Origin of the sequence: Nitrincola sp. (assembly GCF_048264025.1) — a bacterium.
Taxonomy (GTDB): Bacteria; Pseudomonadota; Gammaproteobacteria; order Pseudomonadales; family Balneatricaceae; genus Nitrincola.
Window position 1 is genome coordinate 32,297 of record NZ_JBLXDN010000013.1, and the last position, 18,159, is coordinate 50,455.

Annotated in this window: 13 protein-coding genes and 1 pseudogene; 9 read left to right on the forward strand and 5 right to left on the reverse strand. The window is 50.2% G+C overall.

Going from position 1 to position 18,159, the window contains the following annotated elements; all coding sequences use genetic code 11:
- Positions 1-2 precede the first annotated feature (2 nt).
- Together ACN0R1_RS11215 and ACN0R1_RS11220 are read left to right on the forward strand one after the other, a co-directional pair.
- The gene (locus ACN0R1_RS11215; RefSeq protein ID WP_417582837.1) at positions 3-200 is read left to right on the forward strand and encodes a hypothetical protein; all 198 of its coding nucleotides are present in this window, start codon (positions 3-5) and stop codon (positions 198-200) included.
- Positions 190-2,946 (forward strand): ATP-binding protein, encoded by a 2,757-nt coding sequence (locus ACN0R1_RS11220; RefSeq protein ID WP_417582839.1) that lies wholly within the window; start codon positions 190-192, stop codon positions 2,944-2,946. The genes ACN0R1_RS11215 and ACN0R1_RS11220 overlap by 11 nt, the downstream gene beginning before the upstream one ends.
- 27 nt (positions 2,947-2,973) lie before the next feature.
- Here ACN0R1_RS11220 and ACN0R1_RS11225 read toward each other — a convergent pair whose 3' ends face one another.
- Positions 2,974-4,086 (reverse strand): DUF294 nucleotidyltransferase-like domain-containing protein, encoded by a 1,113-nt coding sequence (locus ACN0R1_RS11225; RefSeq protein WP_417582841.1) that lies wholly within the window; start codon positions 4,084-4,086, stop codon positions 2,974-2,976.
- A gap of 260 nt (positions 4,087-4,346) precedes the next feature.
- Here ACN0R1_RS11225 and ACN0R1_RS11230 point away from each other — a divergent pair, with 260 nt between their 5' ends.
- From ACN0R1_RS11230 to ACN0R1_RS11250, 5 genes are all read left to right on the forward strand, one after another.
- Entirely contained in the window at positions 4,347-5,894 is a 1,548-nt protein-coding gene (locus ACN0R1_RS11230; protein WP_417582843.1) for a peptidoglycan DD-metalloendopeptidase family protein, read from the forward strand.
- A gap of 11 nt (positions 5,895-5,905) precedes the next feature.
- Positions 5,906-6,664 (forward strand): TSUP family transporter, encoded by a 759-nt coding sequence (locus ACN0R1_RS11235; RefSeq protein WP_417582845.1) that lies wholly within the window; start codon positions 5,906-5,908, stop codon positions 6,662-6,664.
- A 33-nt stretch (positions 6,665-6,697) separates the two neighbouring features.
- On the forward strand, positions 6,698-7,312 hold the full coding sequence (locus tag ACN0R1_RS11240) for a hypothetical protein (protein WP_417582847.1): 615 nt from the start codon (positions 6,698-6,700) through the stop codon (positions 7,310-7,312).
- Between the two features lie 99 nt (positions 7,313-7,411).
- Positions 7,412-8,818 (forward strand): two-component system sensor histidine kinase NtrB, encoded by a 1,407-nt coding sequence (locus ACN0R1_RS11245; RefSeq protein ID WP_417582849.1) that lies wholly within the window; start codon positions 7,412-7,414, stop codon positions 8,816-8,818.
- Between the two features lie 29 nt (positions 8,819-8,847).
- Positions 8,848-10,449 carry an ABC transporter ATP-binding protein gene (locus tag ACN0R1_RS11250; RefSeq protein ID WP_417582851.1) on the forward strand — a complete coding sequence of 534 codons (1,602 nt, stop codon included), beginning with the start codon at positions 8,848-8,850 and terminating at the stop codon, positions 10,447-10,449.
- 17 nt (positions 10,450-10,466) lie between these two features.
- On the opposite strand, the gene ACN0R1_RS11255 is transcribed toward ACN0R1_RS11250, so the two are convergent.
- The 4 genes and pseudogenes from ACN0R1_RS11255 to nfuA all read right to left on the reverse strand — a co-directional run bounded on the left by ACN0R1_RS11255 (position 10,467) and on the right by nfuA (position 16,030).
- Entirely contained in the window at positions 10,467-12,347 is a 1,881-nt protein-coding gene (locus tag ACN0R1_RS11255) for a SurA N-terminal domain-containing protein (RefSeq protein WP_417582853.1), read from the reverse strand.
- An 86-nt stretch (positions 12,348-12,433) separates the two neighbouring features.
- Positions 12,434-12,715, reverse strand: a pseudogene (locus ACN0R1_RS11260) (HU family DNA-binding protein); the annotation flags it as partial.
- A 127-nt stretch (positions 12,716-12,842) separates the two neighbouring features.
- Entirely contained in the window at positions 12,843-15,287 is a 2,445-nt protein-coding gene (gene lon / locus ACN0R1_RS11265) for an endopeptidase La (protein ID WP_417582855.1), read from the reverse strand.
- 149 nt (positions 15,288-15,436) lie between these two features.
- Entirely contained in the window at positions 15,437-16,030 is a 594-nt protein-coding gene (gene nfuA, locus ACN0R1_RS11270) for a Fe-S biogenesis protein NfuA (RefSeq protein WP_417582857.1), read from the reverse strand.
- A gap of 164 nt (positions 16,031-16,194) precedes the next feature.
- On the opposite strand from nfuA, the gene rlmD reads away from it, so the two are divergent.
- Positions 16,195-17,535: a 23S rRNA (uracil(1939)-C(5))-methyltransferase RlmD gene (gene rlmD, locus ACN0R1_RS11275; RefSeq protein ID WP_417582859.1), complete on the forward strand. Its 1,341-nt coding sequence runs from the start codon at positions 16,195-16,197 to the stop codon at positions 17,533-17,535.
- Complete coding sequence (locus ACN0R1_RS11280) at positions 17,532-18,152, forward strand: RluA family pseudouridine synthase (RefSeq protein ID WP_417582861.1); 621 nt, start codon at positions 17,532-17,534, stop codon at positions 18,150-18,152. Before rlmD ends, ACN0R1_RS11280 begins: the two co-directional genes overlap by 4 nt.
- Positions 18,153-18,159 lie beyond the last annotated feature (7 nt).

Consider the following 18,159-nt stretch of genomic DNA (forward strand, 5'->3'; position numbering starts at 1 on the left):
CGATGAACAGCAAATCACTCATCAGCCGATTGGCGTCGCTCACGTTGTTGGGAGTGTTGTTTTTTACCCCACCGCTGCTGCTGCTATTTGATACACCTGCCAGTAACGGCTTGTCGTGGCTTCCGGTCTGGCTGTTCAGTGGCTGGCTGGTACTGATTATGCTAACCGCCTGGGTAATGGAACGCAGTGATGAAGAATGAAGCCATCGTTCTACTGGTTGCTTTCAGTTACCTGGCACTGCTATTTCTGATCGCTGCATGGGGTGACAGACGCGCCGAGCAGGGACGTTCACTGATAGGTTCTCCGACAGTCTATGCCTTATCGATTGCCGTGTACTGTACTGCTTGGACGTTTTACGGCAGCGTTGGTCGCGCAGCCGAAGCCGGTCCCAGCTTCCTGCTGATCTACCTTGGACCTACACTGGCAATGCTGGCTGGCTGGATGCTGATTCGCAAAATGGTGAGGATTGCCAGAGCGCAACGCCTGACCTCTATTGCTGATTTCATCAGTGCGCGTTTTGGCAAGAGCGAAACCATCGGCGCCCTGGTCGCAGGTATCGCGGTGATCGGCATCATCCCCTATATCGCCCTGCAGTTGAAAGCGATCACTATCAGCTTTGATGTTCTGACCGGCTACCCGGCTATAGGGCGGCAACGCGGTGCTGATATCTCGTTTCTACTGGATCAGTCATTCTGGATTTCCATCGTACTGGCGATCTTTATCATTCTATTCGGTACCCGCCAACTGGATGCCAGTGAGCGCCATGAAGGGATGGTCACGGCGATTGCTTTTGAATCCCTGGTGAAGCTACTGGCCTTTACAGCCGTCGGTATCTTTGTCGTTTTTGTACTTTATTCCGGACCCACTGATCTATTCACCCAAGCAGCTAATCATCCGGATATAGCCAACACCCTACTGGGTCTTGCCAGTGTGCCCGGAGGCGCTGCTGGCTGGGTAGGCTTGCTGTTACTGGCTACGCTCGCCTTTCTCACCCTGCCACGACAATTTCAGGTGCTGGTGGTAGAAAATGTCGATGAACGGCATATCAAACGAGCCGCCTGGGTTTTTCCACTTTACCTGCTGGCCATTAATCTGTTTGTTATTCCGGTGGCTTTGGCGGGCCTGATGCTCGGCGATGCCGCGGGCGCACCGGACAGTTTTGTACTTACCCTCCCGCTGTCTGCCGGGCTGAGTTACTTACCTTTATTAGTTTTTATTGGCGGCCTTTCCGCCGCCACAAGCATGGTGATTGTGGAAACCATCGCACTCTCTACCATGGTCAGTAACCAGTTGGTGATGCCGATATTGCTGCGCTGGAGACGCCTGCATCTGGATCAGAGCAGCGACCTCAGCGGCTGGTTATTGGGCATTCGTCGTATTGCCATCATTCTGATACTGCTACTGGGCTATCTGTATGTAGCCCTGATCGGCGATTCCTACTCGCTGGTAACGATCGGACTGGTTTCTTTTGCTGCGTCGGCCCAGTTTGCACCCGCCTTGTTACTGGGACTTTTCTGGCGCGGCGCGACCCGAGCCGGAGCAGCGGCAGGCCTGATCGGCGGCTTTGCTGTTTGGTGCCATACGCTGCTGATTCCCGGCTTTGCTCAATCTGGCTGGCTATCCGTGTCTTTGCTCACAGATGGGCCCTGGGGTATTGAGTGGTTGCGTCCCTACCAGCTCTTTGGTCTGACAGGGTTGGATATTCATACCCATTCGCTGTTCTGGAGTATGTTGGTCAATGTCGGGCTCATCCTGTTGATCTCTCAGTTCACCCGGCAATCCAGCCTGGAACAGACCCAGGCCGCTCTATTCACCCAGGCACTGAGTCAGGACAGTTTGCAAACCCACCTTTGGCAGGGCCACACCAGTCGCGGTGAACTGCGTCAATTGGTTTATCGCTACCTGGGCCCAATCGCAACCGAACGCTTATTCAGCTCTTTCAGCGACACGGCTAATCCGCTCAATGACGATAACCCGGCCCCCCCCGACATGATCAGTCAGGCGGAAAAGCAGCTGGCTGGTGCGCTGGGCAGTTCATCCGCCCGGGTATTGATTAACTCAGTAGTCAAGGGTGAAGCCCTGGATCTGCAGGCCGTATTGAGCATTCTGGATACGACCTCACAAACACTGGAATACAATCGTCGTCTGGAGCAAAAATCCACTGAACTGGCGCGGATTGGCAATGAACTGCGTGCCGCCAACGACCGCTTGCGTGAGTTGGACAAGCTCAAGGATGAGTTTGTAGCCATGGTCAGTCATGAGTTACGCACTCCGCTGACGTCAATTCGTGCCTTTGCTGAAATTCTTAAAAACACCCCGGATTTGCCCGCAGAAAAACAGCAACACTTTCTGGATGTTATCGTACGCGAGAGTGAGCGCTTGTCTCGTCTGATTGAAGAAATTCTCGACCTTGCCAGACTCGAGTCCGGGCGCATGACCCTGAAGCCGCAAGCTGTTGACCTGGTCGCGGCATTACACCAGTCAGTAGAAGCTGTGACCCGGCTCTATGAAGAGCGCAATGTCACCCTGGAACTGCAAATTACGGCCGAAGCGGCCTGGGTCAGTGCTGATGTTGATCGCTTGCAACAGGTACTGATCAACCTGCTCGATAATGCGCGCAAGTTTGCTGCGGAAGATCAGGCCAGAGTCCGGGTGACACTAACTACAGATCAGAATAACTACCGTTTAAGCGTCGAAGACAATGGTGTAGGCATTCCCGAAAATCAGCGAGATCTGGTATTTGAGAAATTCCATCAGGTGGAACGCGGTAACACTGAACAACCCCGCGGCCGCCCTCGCGGCACTGGACTTGGCCTACCAATCTGCCGAGGAATACTGACCCACCTCGGCGGCAAACTCTGGGTAGATGAACCACGCGCTTTAGGTGGTGCAGTTTTGGTGATAGAACTCCCCAAGTGCGTCCCGCCGGAAGACCCAGATAGCTAAGGGCACGATTTGGCTAATCTAGACCGCTTAATTCGCCGCCAGCCGCTGTAATTCGCGAATCTGCATTAGTGCCATTTTCAACTGCTGACGCTGATGTGGTGCCAGCTTGCTCTTATCTACCCAACCATCCGGACTTCGGCCCAATGACACCGCTTCCATTTGAGCATCAAGCAATAATGACAGCAGGTATTCCAGTGCATCATTCAGTCCCTTGGCTCGGTCACTTGAAAGGAACCCGGCCTGACACAAGGCGGTCAGCCGACCTTTACAGTCGGCTGCAGCCACGCCTTTTCGCAAGGCCATCAGCCGCAGGGCCGCTTGCATCGGCAGTAACCCCTGGCGTTTGAGGTTGATGGCTTGCTGATGCGGTGCATCCTGACCATCGCTACTCAGACGGTCTAACCTATCCAGTGCAACAGTGGTCTCCTTCTGCAACTCATTCATTTCATCCAGAAACAGCCCGGCACCTGGCATTAGATCCAACAAAGTTTGTCTGAAGCTGTCTGCCAGAGCCGCCTGACCATACACAGGTTGAAAATCCAGCAAAATATTGGATAACTGCACCAGTTTGACGGTGCGGCGGCGACTCCAAAGGCGCATCTGCTCACACCACTGATCCAGCGGCTTACGCCACAAAGGCCAACGCGCCATCACATGTCCCCGGCACAGCGGAATGCCGGCCGCATCCAGTTTATCGGTAAAACGCTCACCGAGAGATTGAAACCAGGTATCTATCTCGTTGTGCCGGGCATCAGGGTAATTATCAATAATCATTGCATTGTCCTGATCCGGACCTAGCAGACTTTCATGGCGGGCACCTGAACCCAATGTCAGCACGCAAAAATCACAAGGAGGCTGCCCCCACCCCTGATGCTGCATTTCAGATAGGGACTCACGCAGGGTATAACGATAAATCCAATCGTTGTGATCGCTGATCACCTGGCTGATACGCCAGGCTGGCAGATCCAGTTGTTGTAACGCGCGGACCAGTGTCGGCTGCCAGGCTTTCATTTCTGCCATAGTGGTCTGTTGGTCTACAGTTGCAAAAGCTTGTTTCAACGCATCCAGACACACAGGCCAGTTTTTTGTATCAGGCAGCCCATCATGACTAAATAGAAATCGCCACCCTGTATTTGTCATATTATCCCTCTGAGCACACCTTACCGATTTAAAATATCACCCACTATTAACACCTACTATTAAATAGGTATAGACCTTTCTAGCCTGTATGTCTGCTGTTGAAATCCGCCAGATTTGCTGATCTGGCGCAACAAATGCAATCTAATCGGGCAGATAGGGGTAATCAAGGGCAATTTGACATTGCATTATCACCGTTGATCGCGTGATAATGGCCTGCAATTATAATATTTACCTATAATTGATAATATTCAGGGTATAGGATGCAACTGAGAAACACAGCCAAATCAGCGCTCAGAATACAAGGTATTCCGGTTAAACACCTCGTCGCTCTATTTACGGCGTTGTTAGTTATTCTGGCGGCCATGCTATGGCCTGGGACAGATACAAACAACACCTCAACCGAGCGACAAACTCTGGTTGTAAACTCAGCGGATACCAATACCCCCCACATCACCCCTCAGATTCGTTATCGCAGCACAACAGCGGCTGAATCGAACAGTGAAAATCCCACTAGAAACGCAACCATCACTTCAGCTGACAGTGTTGAACTGACTCGCTCAGAGCCACATATGCAACTCGAAAGTGATGAGCAACTGCCTATCGCTGATACAACTGAGTCTGATCCATTAGTTACAACCGACACTACATCTGACATTGCAACGGAGCAACTTGCAACGTCAGAGCCAGAGCCCGTTGAGCTCGAGGTGAAAATTGCCATAGATCAGGGCGACACACTCAGTACCATCTTTGATCAGGTGGAGATTGGTCAGACGACCATGTACCAAATTCTTTCAGCTGATGAACAACTGCTGGCGCTGGATATCCTCCGGCCGGGCAACATCCTGACCTTTCGCAAGCATCCTGAAACACTGGAGCTGGAAGAAATGGAATTGTACATACACGTTGGTAATCAGATTATTTACCGTCGTGTTGATGCCGACAACTTTGAGTATGAAGAAGTCAGACACCCTGGCGTCTGGGAACAGGAAATAGTAGCTGGCGAAATTTACGGTAGCTTTTATGTATCAGCAATCCGTGCAGGCCTAAGCAAAGCTGAAATTCACGAAATCAATAAACTACTGGGCGAACAAATTGATTTTAACCGACAAATTCAGGCCGGTGACCGCTTCCAGGTAGTGCGTAACAGCCAGTATGTTGGTGAACAAGCCACAGGCCAGACGTCCATCGAAGGCATACGCTTACAGCAGCGCCGACATGCTTATACCGCCTTCCTGTTTGAAGACGGTAACTATTATGACAGTAATGGTGAAAGCCTGACTCGGGCATTTCGTCGTCACCCACATAATCAAAATTTCCGTATCAGTTCCAATTACAATCCGCGTCGCTTACACCCGGTTACCGGACGTGTTTCACCCCATAACGGCACAGACTTTGCGATGCCAACCGGCACACCCGTGGTCAGCATTGGTGATGGTGTCGTAACCCGCGTCGAAAATCACCCGTTCGCCGGACGCTATCTGGAAATTCAGCATGGCAGTACGTATAAAACCCGCTACCTGCATATGCACCGAATCGATGTAAATCGTGGAGACTCTATTCAGCGAGGCCAACGCATCGGTCTTTCGGGCGCCACGGGTCGCGTAACCGGCCCTCACCTGCATTTTGAACTGCATATTAACGACCGTCCGGTAAATGCCATGACGGCGAATTTACCCTTAGCCACCTCCGTACCCAGTGAACAACTGGCCGACTTCAACAAACGCGTTGACGAACTGGTTGCAATCATGGAAGTGGCGTATGAAGAACAGTTCGCCATGCGTCGAGACGAAAGCCAGCCTGGAACCTAAAGTATCACGCCATGGAGCTTGAGCTCACAACCCTGCTGCTACTAATGCTGGCAGCCTTGGTGGCCGGCTTTATTGACGCCATTGCCGGTGGTGGCGGATTGATTACCGTGCCGGCATTACTTGCCACCGGCATGCCTCCTGCTATGGCCTTGGCCACCAATAAATTGCAAAGTTGCTTTGGCTCTTTTGCAGCCACACTGTATTTCTGGCGCCAGGGTTTGATCAAGTTAAACACTATGTGGCCACATATTCTCTGCACTTTTTGTGGCAGCGCTATAGGGACACTGCTGATTCAGCGCATGGACTCCGGTTTCCTGAGCAAATTACTGCCCTTTCTGCTGATTGGCTTTTCTATCTATTTTTTACTCTCTCCACGCATCAGTAATGATGATAGCCAACAGCGTATCCCACCCCTGGCCTTTGCCTTTCTGATCGGCACCAGCGTCGGCTTTTATGATGGTTTCTTTGGTCCGGGCACCGGTTCATTTTTTGCCATAGCTTTCGTTGCTCTGGCTGGTTATGGCTTGGCCAAAGCCACGGCACATACTAAACTACTCAACTTCACCTCCAACTTTGCCTCGCTGCTATTTTTTGCACTGGGGGGCCATGTACTCTGGTCAGCTGGATTAGCCATGGCCGTTGGACAATACCTGGGCGCCCGTGTCGGCTCACGCATGGTTGTCAGTCATGGCGTGAAACTCATCCGTCCGTTGCTGGTCGGTATTTCATTGGTGATCAGCCTGCGACTCATCTGGCAACACTACTTCTGACGCTTAGGCGCCAACGCTTTGGAGAACAGCAACATGATTTGCTTACAACGCCTTACCCTTTTTCTGACCCTGATCGGGTTACTCAGTAGCAGTGCTGTGGCTCAAACCGGTGAATTCCGTATTCTTGCAACGCCGGACGTACTTAGTTCAGATGAAGGTGGCGAAATACTGAAAGCCTATATCCCACCGGGCTGGCATACCGTACATAAGGAATGGCTGGATGATCGGGGAGTGAAAGAGGTAGTGCCGGCCGACCAGACGATTATCAACTGGCGGGAAATGCTGGCCATTCAGGTGTTGGATAAAGTAACTACCTCACCTGAAAATTACCTGAGTCAACTCCGTGAAGCACTGCAAAGCAGCTGTGATTTCAGCCATTTCAGAATCCTGTCAGGATCCCGATCAGCTGATTATGCAGAAGCTATTCAGATCAGTTGGTGCGGTCAGGTTGCTGGTGCCGAATGGGGCGAAATTGTATTAAGCCGTATCATCTCAGGAGAGCATACACTTTACAGCTTGAATAAATCCTGGCGCACCATCCCCTTTCGCTCGGTTGAAGCGATTGGCTTACCTGATGAAGAGATTCAGTACTGGTCTGACCTGCTTAAGCGCAGCGAGCTATGTGACACGCGCAAGAAAGCCTGCTGACAGTATTAATCAGCAGCGTTCACAACCTCTGATTAACTGACAAAAGCTGTTAGAATACTGAATTAACTAAATTTATAATGCGCCAGGAGAGAGTGTTTCATGCAGCGATCAGTCAACCGCTTTTTTTATCTGGTCATAGCTGCCCTGCTTCTGCTGCCTTCATCAGCACTGCACGCCAGCCTGAACTTGGGGCAGTACTTTAAAGATGAACGCGGCAGTACCAATTGGCAGTATGTAGCCAATTTCTCCAGTGGTGTATTGATCATCATCCTTTCAGTTGTTGCGCTGATTCTATTACTGACCTGGCGCAAGGCGCATCGTGCCAACCGTGAACTGACCCTGATCAGGAATGAACTGGAGCTGCGCGTAGAGAAACGCACCGCTGAGCTAAAAGCGTCTGAATCCTACATCACAAACATTCTGCGCTCTTTGCCACTGATGCTGGTTGGTCTAAACCATAAAGGACAGATCACACACTGGAATCGTCAGGCGGAAGAAATCGCTGGAGTCTCTACAGTCAAAGCACTGGGAATGGATCTTTGGCAGATTTATCCTACCATCAACATCACCCCAGCACAGATAACACAGGCGCTAAACTCTAACGAACCTGTCTACATCAAACAAAGCCAAAGCGGTCTTTATTATTTCAACATCACCATCTACCCACTTCAGGGGCAGGATGAACCCGGTGCTGTTATTCTGATTGACGATGTCACCCAGAAAATTCTTGCTGAAAATATGCTGGTACATAACGATAAGATCGCTTCCATGGGTGAGCTGGCAGCCACCATGGCACATGATATAAACGCACCGTTACAGGCCATACTCTTTGATCTCAGCAGCTTTCAAAGCTTACTGGCTTCTGGCAAATTGATGCAAGCTCAGAATGAAACCAGTCAAGAGATTGAACGGCTGAATCATCTTCTTGCCGACGCCTCAGAGAAAGGTCGTAATGTCGCCGCAATCATCAACAACCTGCTAACCTTTGCACGCCAACGTACCGACAAAAAGTTGCTGGCGCAGGTGCCGGATTTACTTGAGCACGCTTTGCAGCTAGCCGGTGATGTTCTGATATCAACCAATAGCTTTCGTTTCAGCGATATACAAATTATCAAACACTATGATGACAACCTGCCAACCCTGCCTTGTTATAACATTGAATTACAGCAAGCTTTTCTGAGCCTTTTCCGGCATGCATTTGATGCAATAGCGGAAGGCAAGCTCACATCAGAGCCTGCGCGCATCCGTATTCATGTCAGCAAGTCATATGATACGCTGTGGGTACGCATCAACCACAATGGCAAACCCCTCTCGGATGAAGAACAGATGGCCCTATTTGAACCCTTCTTCAGTAACGATGAGTCCAGCCCACATATCAATGAAGCTGGCAAGCGACTATCCTTTGCCTACTTCATCATCACTGAGCAGCATGAAGGTCACATGGCAGTCACCTCAGATACGGAATCTGGTACAACCTTTCATATGCAGCTTAACTTGGATAGCTGATCAGCTATCATCAGAACGGGGAAGGATGTATGGATAAAGTACTATTAAGCATCAAGAACCTGTCAGTTGCCTTCGCCGACACCCCGGTCGTTCATCAGGTAAACCTGCAGATTCATCCTGGCGAATGTGTAGCATTGGTAGGTGAATCAGGTTCAGGTAAATCAGTGACGGCCCTGTCCGTACTGCAACTGCTCCCTTACCCACTGGCCAGCCATCCTCAGGGGCAGATACTCTTTCAGGGTGAAGACTTGCTTCAACTTAGCGAAGCAAAAATTCGTGCTATTCGTGGCAACCGTATCAGCATGATTTTCCAGGAACCCATGACCTCACTCAACCCGCTGCATTGTGTTGAAAAGCAAATCGGAGAAACACTCCAGTTACATGCAGGCATGAACCGCAAACAAGCACGCACACGCATTCTTGAGCTATTAGAGCTGGTAGGCATACCTGAACCGGAAAAACGCCTTAAACAGTACCCGCATGAGCTATCCGGCGGATTGCGTCAACGCGTTATGATTGCCATGGCCCTGGCAAACGAACCACAGTTATTAATTGCCGACGAACCCACTACGGCGCTGGATGTAACCATTCAGAAACAAATTCTGGAACTGTTGAAAAGCTTACAACAGAAACTGAACATGGCGGTGTTACTGATCACTCACGATCTGAATGTCGTCAAGCGCTATGCAGATCGCGTTTGTGTGATGCATCAGGGACGGCAGGTTGAATCATCACCCTGCCAGGTGCTGTTTGAACAGCCACAACACCCTTACACGCGCAAGCTGCTGAATGCTGAACCGGATGGACGCCCTGCCGACGTTGCTGACAGCTCGCACAAGGTATTGGAAACCCAATCCCTCAAGGTCTGGTTTCCCATCCACACGGGGTTATTTAAACGCGTCAGCGGGCATCACAAAGCAGTCAATGATATCAACCTGACCCTGCATCGTGGTGAGACACTGGGTATCGTTGGTGAATCCGGTTCTGGAAAAACCACGCTGGCACTGGCCATTCTGCGCCTGATCCACTCGGATGGCCGTATTAATTTTGCCGGTCAGAATCTTAACCAACTAGCCCAAAAGGCTATCAAACCTTATCGCAAACAGATGCAGATTGTATTCCAGGACCCGTTTGGCAGCCTCAGCCCTCGCATGCTGGTGGGTGAATCCATTGCAGAGGGACTGGAAGTGCACGGCATTACTGATACAGCCGACATTGAACAACGCATAATCCAGGCATTAGAAGATGTGGGGTTGCCAACGGATATCCGTAACCGCTATCCACACGAGTTTTCCGGAGGGCAACGCCAACGTATCGCGATTGCCCGAGCGCTAGTACTAAAGCCGGAGCTTATTGTGCTTGACGAGCCTACATCAGCACTGGACAGAACGGTGCAGAAACAAATTATAGAGTTGTTACGGGATCTACAGGCACGCTATCAGCTCAGCTATCTGTTTATCAGCCATGATCTGGCCGTTATCAGGGCGCTGAGTCATAAACTACTGGTGATGAAAGAAGGAATCGCTGTAGAGCAAGGAGAGGCCAAAGCTATTTTTGCAAACCCGGAACATCCCTATACAAGGGAGCTCTTTCTGGCTGCTTTCGGTAATGAGGCGCGTCCTTGCGCCTGAGACTGACTATCTAATGTTTAGTTACGCTTGATAGTTGCAGATTCACGCAGACTTTCTACGCGATTCTGATAGTCCTGCTGTCCCTGGGTAGCCCCCAATAGTGACATCATCAGTGCCATTTCCTCAGCACTCAGTTCAACATCACTCTGATGCACGGCATCCAGACGAATGATGGCAAAGTTACCATCACGCAACTGCATCAACTCAAAATCTGGCGACTGACTGCCCTGCATAGCAAAAGCACGCTGCCTGATTTCAGATGGCACGCGTGAATCTCCACGGTCCGCATCACTCACCTCAACCCAGCTATAGTCATCACTTAGCTGTGCTAAAGTTTCACCTTCCTGCAAAGCATTCAGCCATTCGGACGCCTGCTGTTCAAGTCTCTCGGTTGCCCGCTCAGTTATCAGCTCGAGCTCCAGTTCGTCACGTACTTCTTCATAGGTAACCTGACGACTAGGCAAATGCTCCTGGACCCTGACAACAACGGTACGCTCGCGATCCAGCTCAATAGGCAGACTGTTCAGGCGCTCACGTAACAAGTCGTTACTGAAAGCCGCCTCAACGACGCGAGAGTTACGTCCCAACTCGTCTGCCCCACCCTCTCGGCTGATCGGCTCAGAACGTTCAATCACTAAATCCAGCTCTTCAGCAGGTACAATCAAATCAGCGGCTGAAAAAGACAGATCCGCCAGGCGTTCCATTTGCTCAACATAACGCAATTCAGCATCACGCTCAGCAATTTCCAGTCGCAAATCATACGCCGCTTCAGCAAACGTTGGCTGCTCTGCCTGGCGCAAGCCATCCAGACGGATCAGGTGAAAACCAAACTCTGTCTGCACCGGGTCAGATACCTGCCCCACATCAGACATAGCGAACAAGGTATCAGCAAATTCATCGGCCAGCACCTCACGGGTTAGATACCCCATAGATCCACCTTGACCGGCCGAACCTGGATCATCCGAGTTTTGCTGTGCCAATTCTGCAAAATCGGCTCCAGATTCCAGCTGCAGCGACAGCTCTTGAGCCTTAGCCAAGGCCGCCAGCTCATCACGCTCATCGGTGATTTCGATCAAAATATGCGAAGCCGAACGCTCTTCTTCACTAACAAAATCAGCCAGCATCTGCTCATAGATACCGCGCACTTCATCATCGCTGACTTGTGATGGGTCTACAAAATCATTCTTATCCAGCAGGACATAGTCCAGTACAACCTGCTCTGGTGTCTGCAAGGCCGTAGCTCGCTGGTCGTAAAGATCACGAATTTCACTTTCTGTTACGCTGGTTTCATTCAACAGCTTAAGCAATGGCAACCGAACCCAGGCAAGGTCGCGCTTTTGCTGATCCAGCCTGACTACCCGCTCAACCTCATCAGGCGTACTGAACGCTGACAGTATTAAGGCAGCCCGCTCCTGATCAACCAGGGTTTCCTTACGAAGCCGTTCACGGTACATCAACGGCGTAAATCCAGCGTTGCGTAGTACCATTTCAAACTGATTACGGTCAAAGCGTCCGTCTACCTGGAAACCAGGCGAGGATACAATTATCTGATCCAGCATATCTTCCGACAAATACAAGCCCTGACGGTTAGCTGACTGAATCAACAAGGATTGCTCGATCAGGCTTTCCAGTACCTGACGCCCCATCAGATTATCATCCAGCAAGGTCGGATCAGCATCAGGCCCCATCTGCATCAGTAATTGCCGACGCTGCAGATCGACCCCTCGCATCAAATCAACGACGGCAATATCTTCACCGTTGACTTCAGCGGCTGGCTTTTCCTTGGAGCCCAGACCTATCAATGACTCAGCACCCCACAATACAAATGTCAGCGCAATCAGGCCGACGATAGTCTTGGCAATAATACCTTTTGAATTATCCCTGATGGTTTGAAGCATTGTTTACGTTTCACCTATTGTTGTAATACAAAAAAAGCGCACCCATTCGAATGCGCTTTCTTCTTTCTTCGCTCAGAAAGGTCAGCTTACTTGTTTACCGCATCTTTCAAAGCCTTACCAGGCTTGAAAGTTGGCAACGTAGCCGCCGCGATTTCAATCGGCTGACCTGTCTGTGGGTTACGGCCAGTGCGGGCAGCACGTTCTTTAACAGAGAAAGTTCCGAAACCAACCAGTGCAACGGACTCATTGCTCTGTAAAGCTTTAGTTACAGCTTCCAGAGTAGCATCCAATGCACGACCTGCCGCTGCTTTTGGTAGATCAGCAGACGCAGCAATAGCATCAATCAATTCAGATTTATTCACTTTGTTCCCCTTAAATGCATCGTTATTTTGTTCTGTTCGCGTGGTTTGCCCAGTAACGCTTCAGGCCACTTTATACCAACACACAGATTCCTGTGTCAACCGCAGGGCCCCTTTTTGTAGGGGCTTCAGGCGATTAATGAGTACTTAATTGTCCTGGCTCAGCTTTTACACTGCCACTTTCTTTACTGACAATTTCGGTTTCATTTTCTGAAAGAGGCTCCGGAACTTGCGTTAAAGCGATGTCCAGAACCTCATCGATCCATTTTACCGCGATTATGTCCAAGTCTGCCTTAATATTTTCAGGTATTTCTTTTAAATCGCGTTTATTTTCATCTGGTATGATCACTGTGGTGATACCACCACGGTGTGCCGCCAGCAATTTTTCCTTCAAACCACCAATCGGCAACACCTGCCCACGCAGAGTAATCTCACCGGTCATGGCCACATCAGAACGCACCGGAATGCCCGTCAGCACTGAAACCAGGGCCGTACACATACCAATCCCCGCACTGGGTCCATCTTTCGGTGTAGCCCCTTCAGGGACGTGAATATGGATATCGTGTTTTTCATGGAAGTCCGCACGAATACCCAGCTGCTGCGAACGATTACGCACCACCGTCAACGCGGCTTGAATAGACTCTTTCATCACATCGCCAAGTGAACCTGTGTGAATCTGTCTACCTTTACCTGGTACGAGAGCGGCTTCAATGCTGAGAATCTCGCCCCCTACCTGTGTCCATGCCAATCCAGTGACATGGCCGATCAGGTCTTCTTCTTCGGCCTTACCATAGCTATGCTTATGCACACCGGAATAATGCTCAAGATTATCGGATGTCACCCGCTGCAAATCAGCCGTCATTTGCTTCAAAGCAAACTCGCGCACCGCTTTACGGCAAATTTTAGCAATTTCTCGCTCCAGACCACGCACACCGGCTTCACGGGTGTAATAGCGAATCAGATCCAGAATAGCCTCATCGGTAAATTCCAGCTCACCCGTTTTCAGACCACTTTGCTTCATCTGTTTGGTGATCAGGTATTTTTTCGCAATGTTGAGCTTTTCATCTTCGGTGTACCCGGGGATACGGATGATCTCCATACGATCCAACAAAGGTCCGGGGATATTCATGGAGTTGGAGGTGCAGATGAACAGCACATCCGAGAGATCCATGTCCACTTCCAGATAGTGATCATTGAAGGTGTTATTCTGTTCTGGATCCAATACTTCCAATAAAGCGGATGAGGGGTCACCACGGTGATCCATGCCCATCTTGTCAATTTCATCCAACAGGAACAACGGGTTTTTCACCCCAGATTTAGTAATCTTCTGCACCAGCTTACCCGGCATGGAGCCGATATAGGTACGACGATGTCCACGTATTTCAGCTTCATCACGCACACCACCCAAGGCCATACGCACGTATTCACGATTAGTAGCACGCGCGATAGACTTACCCAGCGAAGTCTTTCCGACCCCCGGAGGTCCTACCAAACAAAGAATAGGTCCTTTCAGTTTTTTGACGCGCTTCTGTACCGCCAGATACTCAACAATGCGCTCTTTGACCTCATCCAGACCGAAGTGATCTTCGTCCAGAATTGTTTGCGCACGCTGCATGTCCAAACGGACCTTGGAGCGTTTTTTCCAGGGTATTTGCAGCATCCAGTCGATATAACCGCGTACCACAGTAGCTTCAGCACTCATGGGTGACATCATTTGCAGTTTCTTATGTTCTGCAAGAGTCTTTTTCAGTGCATCTTCGGGCATTTCAGCCGCTTCAATACGACGACGCAGCTCATCCATATCGCTGCCGCCGCTTTCATCCATATCGCCAAGCTCTTTCTGAATCGCCTTCATCTGCTCATTCAGATAATACTCACGTTGGCTTTTTTCCATCTGCTTTTTAACTCGACCACGGATGCGTTTTTCGACCTCAACCAGGTCAATCTCAGCTTCCATTTTGGCCATCAGATATTCCAGACGCTCACGACTACTGAGCATTTCCAGAACCTTCTGCTTTTCATCCAGCTTGAGCGCCATATGCGCAGCCAAGGTATCCGCCAGGCGGCCAATGTCATCGATATTTTGCAGGGAGTTTAGTACTTCAGCCGGAATCTTCTTGTTAACCTGAATAAAGCGTTCGAACTGATCCAGTGCAGTATGTTTATAGATATCACTTTCTGCATCAGTGGCATGCTCTGTGACCATTACCTCCAGACTGGCCGAAAAGCACTCCTCATTATCTGTCAGGCAAGCAATACGTGCACGGTACTCACCCTCAACCAGCACTTTAACGGTACCATCAGGAAGCTTGAGCATCTGCAATACGGTAGCCACTGTACCTACATGAAACAGGTCAGAAGCAACAGGTTCGTCTTCAGATGCGCTTTTCTGAGCCACCAGAACGATTTGTTTATCCTGTGCCAATGCGTTATCCAGGGCACGAATTGATTTTGCCCGGCCAACAAATAGCGGGATGACCATATGTGGATAAACTACCACATCCCGCAAAGGGAGAACCGGAAGCTCAATAGCAACGCCACCACTACTGGCAGTGTCATCTTTTGCTTCAAAGTGATCCATAATTTTGTGCCTCTGTGCTGCGCATCAGCTCGGTTTGAGCTGCGCTCTTTGGATAGTATCAGTCTATGGGGACGGGGCTGAGAAAAACAAGCCGTTTAGTGATACTCAGCTATACGGCTCATAGCTATTGTCGGCAAAACCCGACAATATTATTTGTAATACGCATTGACCCTGTTGCTATGATCAGTCTCATCTCGGACAGCCACTAAAGCCGGAATCCGTTCAATCAGTGTCTTCTCAACACCGTCTTTCAGGGTTAGATCGACAGCACTGCAACCCTGACAGCCGCCACCAAACTGCAGTATAGCAACATACCCGGGTTCTTCTTCGATCAACTCAATCAACTTAACTTCGCCACCATGTGCCGCTAGTCCGGGATTGATGTCTGAGTAGAGTATGTAGTTAATCTGATCCTGTAACGGGCTATCGGCCGATACTTTCGGCATTTTTGCATTGGGGGCTTTGATAGTCAGTTGCCCACCCATACGATCTTCAGCAAAATCGATGGTGGCTTCTTCCAGAAATGGCAGACTGTTACGCTCGAGATAGAAACGTACTTTCGGTGTCTCCATAACCTCATCTTCGCTATTGACCTCATCAGGACGACAATAAGCCAGACAGGTTTCAGCATAAGGCGTTCCTGGCTGAGTCACAAAAAGCCGCACAGCCATGCCTTCGACATTTTGTTTTTCAAGCAAACTGGCCAAATATTCCTGACCACCATCTGTTACGGTAATTATCATAGTTTTTACACTCACAACCATCGTGGATATATGGTGAACAGCATACACCGAAATCAATTCCGAGTAAATTGATCGGATATTATGCTAACAACCTTAAATTCGTTAATCCATGCCGCGCTCGGCTTAAAAATAGGCTATAATCCCTTTCTTTTTTTCAGAATAACATGCCTAGAAAACAACAGCGTTCAAAGCCAGCTACCCGAGCACTACACAGCATCGATACGCCACTTGTAGTGGATCGGTTCAGCCACGAGTGTCGTGGCATTACCAGTTATCAGGGCAAGACCCTGTTTGTACGCAACGCTCTGCCGGGTGAGCGCATCAGTGTCAGACTGGAAAAATCCTACAAGCGCTACGATGAAGCCGAAGCCATCGATATCGCTGATTTCAGTAGCGACAGAGTGCCACCCGTCTGCGCGCATTACAATAGCTGTGGTGGCTGTGACCTGCAGCACCTGAATCCTGATCGCGCGCCCGAAATCAAACAACAATTAGTGCTGGACCAGTTGCAGCGATTTGCTGGCTGCGCGCCCCTTAGCCTGGATGCACCGATTACTTCATCGCCCACAGGTTACCGGCGCAGCGCCCGCATTGGTATCAATCAACGTCAGCGTGACGGGGCACTCCTTACCGGTTTTCGCCATCGCCAATCAGCCAAACTGATGGATATCAAGCATTGCCCAGTTCTCGATCCACGCCTGGACCAGCTATTCAGCACCCTACATGAGTTTTTGGATGACCTTAGTGATCTACGTCATCTGACCGAAGTACTGGTCAGTTTGGGTGATTCAGGAGGGGCCTTGCGGTTTCGACTGACTCGACCTGCCTCCGACCCACTGAAGGAACGCCTTTTGGCCATCGCCGAACAGCTGCAACTGTCAGCCTGGATTGAAGACAACCAACACCAATTGACACCACTCTCGCCCATCACTGAACTAAGTTTTCTAGCCAAGGATCAAACTCGGTTACACTTTTTGCCGGGTGACTTTCTGCAGGTGAATGCGGCAGTCAATCGCCGCATGATTGTTCGCGCGCTGGAGTGGTTAAACCCGAAACCTGACCAGGTTCTGCTGGATATGTTCTGTGGCCTGGGCAACTTTTCACTGCCGCTAGCTCCCCATCTGAAACAGGTGATAGGGGTAGAAGGCAGTCTGACCATGGTTGAACGTGCGCGTCAGAATGCTGTTCGTAATGGCATCAACAATGCCGAGTTTTATTGTGCGGACCTTAGCCAGCCTATCAAAGCCAGCGCCTGGTTTCGTCAAGGACAGGCGGATTTGATCCTGCTGGATCCACCCCGCAGCGGCGCAGCCGAATTACTTCCACAACTCCTGCAACTCAAACCCGCCAAGCTGCTCTACATTGCCTGTAACCCTGCAGCCCTCGCCAGGGACGCAGCCGTATTGCTGGAAGCAGGTTACTGTTTACAACGTTTTTCAGTATTGGATATGTTTCCCAATACTTCACACATAGAATCCATGGCACTGTTTGAGAGAAACACATGATTGAACTTCTTTATGCCGATGACGTCATGGTGGTGGTATCAAAGCCAGCCGATCTACTGTCTGTGCCAGGTATCGGTGAAGAAAAAAAAGACTGCCTGGTAAGTCGTCTGCAGATTGAATTTCCTACCATCCGTATTGTACACAGACTGGATTATGCCACCTCAGGACTGTTGGTGTTGGCCTTAAACCGAGGATCACACCGCGCCCTGAGCATTCAGTTTCAGGAACGCATCCCCAAGAAACGCTATCAGGCACTGGTGACTGGACAAATTAGCGGAGAAAGCGGTGAAATAAACCTTCCCTTGGGCCCTGACTGGGAACGTCGTCCACGCATGCTGGTTGATCACCAACAAGGAAAACCCTCGTTAACGCACTGGGAATGTATTGATCAGCAGGATAATGCCAGTCGAATGCTACTCTACCCGCATACAGGTCGATCACATCAATTGCGGGTGCATATGCTGGCTATCGGCCATCCGATTCTGGGAGATGTGTTTTATACCGAAGAAGCCGAACACAGCCGCCATGAACGCATGATGCTGCATGCGGATCAGTTGGGACTAGAGCATCCCGTTAGCGGTCAATGGATGGAGTTTGCCTCACCCTGCCCCTTCTGAGCACCGA

What these genes read in the sequence shown, in the direction of transcription:
- ACN0R1_RS11230 (WP_417582843.1), top strand. Translation starts at nt 4,347, where the DNA reads ATGCAACTGAGAAACACAGCCAAATCAGCGCTCAGAATACAAGGTATT.
- ACN0R1_RS11250 (WP_417582851.1), top strand. Translation starts at nt 8,848, where the DNA reads ATGGATAAAGTACTATTAAGCATCAAGAACCTGTCAGTTGCCTTCGCC.
- ACN0R1_RS11255 (WP_417582853.1), bottom strand. Translation starts at nt 12,347, where the DNA reads ATGCTTCAAACCATCAGGGATAATTCAAAAGGTATTATTGCCAAGACT.
- ACN0R1_RS11215 (WP_417582837.1), top strand. Translation starts at nt 3, where the DNA reads ATGAACAGCAAATCACTCATCAGCCGATTGGCGTCGCTCACGTTGTTG.
- ACN0R1_RS11220 (WP_417582839.1), top strand. Translation starts at nt 190, where the DNA reads ATGAAGAATGAAGCCATCGTTCTACTGGTTGCTTTCAGTTACCTGGCA.
- ACN0R1_RS11240 (WP_417582847.1), top strand. Translation starts at nt 6,698, where the DNA reads ATGATTTGCTTACAACGCCTTACCCTTTTTCTGACCCTGATCGGGTTA.
- rlmD (WP_417582859.1), top strand. Translation starts at nt 16,195, where the DNA reads ATGCCTAGAAAACAACAGCGTTCAAAGCCAGCTACCCGAGCACTACAC.
- ACN0R1_RS11280 (WP_417582861.1), top strand. Translation starts at nt 17,532, where the DNA reads ATGATTGAACTTCTTTATGCCGATGACGTCATGGTGGTGGTATCAAAG.
- ACN0R1_RS11225 (WP_417582841.1), bottom strand. Translation starts at nt 4,086, where the DNA reads ATGACAAATACAGGGTGGCGATTTCTATTTAGTCATGATGGGCTGCCT.
- ACN0R1_RS11235 (WP_417582845.1), top strand. Translation starts at nt 5,906, where the DNA reads ATGGAGCTTGAGCTCACAACCCTGCTGCTACTAATGCTGGCAGCCTTG.
- nfuA (WP_417582857.1), bottom strand. Translation starts at nt 16,030, where the DNA reads ATGATAATTACCGTAACAGATGGTGGTCAGGAATATTTGGCCAGTTTG.
- ACN0R1_RS11245 (WP_417582849.1), top strand. Translation starts at nt 7,412, where the DNA reads ATGCAGCGATCAGTCAACCGCTTTTTTTATCTGGTCATAGCTGCCCTG.
- lon (WP_417582855.1), bottom strand. Translation starts at nt 15,287, where the DNA reads ATGGATCACTTTGAAGCAAAAGATGACACTGCCAGTAGTGGTGGCGTT.